Annotated in this window: 1 protein-coding gene; it reads right to left on the reverse strand. The window is 59.2% G+C overall.

What is annotated here, in order from left to right; all coding sequences use genetic code 11:
- Positions 1–242 precede the first annotated feature (242 nt).
- On the reverse strand, positions 243–1,480 hold a 1,238-nt coding region (locus tag ACH2EI_RS19960; RefSeq protein ID WP_395161301.1), incomplete at its 5' end, for an RNA-binding domain-containing protein.

The following is a 1,480-nucleotide window of genomic DNA, read 5'->3' on the forward strand; positions in this document are numbered from 1 at the left end:
GTATTTCGAGGAGCAGTGGACTGTGGGGGCTGCGCAGTTGCCGCACATCAAAGCAGTCATCGATCCTGGGGCGCTTCATGATGGGAGCGGGTCCAGACCCGGAAGTTCAACGATGGAACGTTCTGCGCAGCCACCGAGACGGCCGTCGCGACCGAGCGCTGGGACCTACTCAGCAAGGTTGGATTGGCAGGTGTCGAAGTTCGAGAAACCAGCGCGATCCCTTCCGTCGGCGCGCCAACCCGTTAGGGCTTCTGCCAATGCCCGTTGATATAGCTAGGAATGTGAGGACCCTCCAGCATGCGCGTCGTGTTGTTGACACGCACGTAGAAGCAGGTATCACCCTTGGTCGTCTTTGCATAGACCGGGGAGGGCGATGGACTCACATCGACCAGGCAGACAACTTCGGCGCCTACGGACTCGATTCGGAGGCTGACGTGGGCTGCTACTACTCCGCCGCCGATGTTGCTCACGAGAAGGGTCGTCAGCCAGTTCTGATAGCCGTCGAGGTCCTGGTGCTTGAAGTCCAAGTCGGGTTGGAGTCCTACGATGTCGCCGTCGTCGGAGATGCCGATGCCGAGTGTTCCGCCCGAGGCGTTCAAGAAGGCTGCGATTGTTTTCACGACTCCTTCGTTGATCACCTTTTCAGGTGCGTCGTTCTCGAGTGCTGCGCGGGCCGACTGCTTGAACTCGACGCGCTGTGTTTCCATTTGGCGTAGTAGATCTGAGACGGTGGGTAGCTGGTCGACTGAGGCGACCTTCGTCTCGTGACCAGCTCCGGATCGAAGGTGTTCGAATCCGGCCCGGACTATGGCGGATAGCCGCTTCCGGCGTTCACGGAGGAACTCGAAGTACTCCATGTGCTCCCAATCTGGGGGTAGTGCGTGCCAGAACGCTGCTTGTTCTCGGTCAGCAGGCGGCAGGGCGCCAAACATTTCAGGGAAGTACTCCGATGGCGCTTTGTCCGAGATTGCAATGTTGTCGGCCCATTCAACGAATGCGAAGTTGGCGATCTGGTTGGCTCGGGTCGTCCCGGTGATCCCGATCGAGGACAGGTACGCCTTGGGGAACAGGTGGTGACGCTCAACCGGGCTCTTTGTCTGCTTGAGACCTGGATCGAACAGGTCGTTGATCCTCATGTTCGAGAAGAGTGCCTTCGCGTTGAGCAGATTCAGGCTGGCGTAGTAGCCAAACAGGTATGGACTCCAGGCGCTCGACGAGTCGAGCAGCTCGGGAAGTGTCACAGTCCAGTAGTCCGCTGTCAGCTGTGTTTCGATGACGCGGTCGGCAATAGCAACGAAATCGTCAGCCGACTCGGCCTCTGAGAACCGACGGAGATCGGCCTCGAGGATCGTTTCGGGGCTACCAGTGTAACGCCCAGTGAGTGAGGCCATGAAGAACCAACGGGCCACGGCTTCACGCAGCTCGCTCTGGCCGACGCCGTATTCGTGCCGACCGATGAGGAACACGAGGTAGCAGTACA

The sequence above is a fragment of the Ilumatobacter sp. genome, from assembly GCF_041688325.1.
Classification (GTDB): domain Bacteria; phylum Actinomycetota; class Acidimicrobiia; order Acidimicrobiales; family Ilumatobacteraceae; genus Ilumatobacter_A.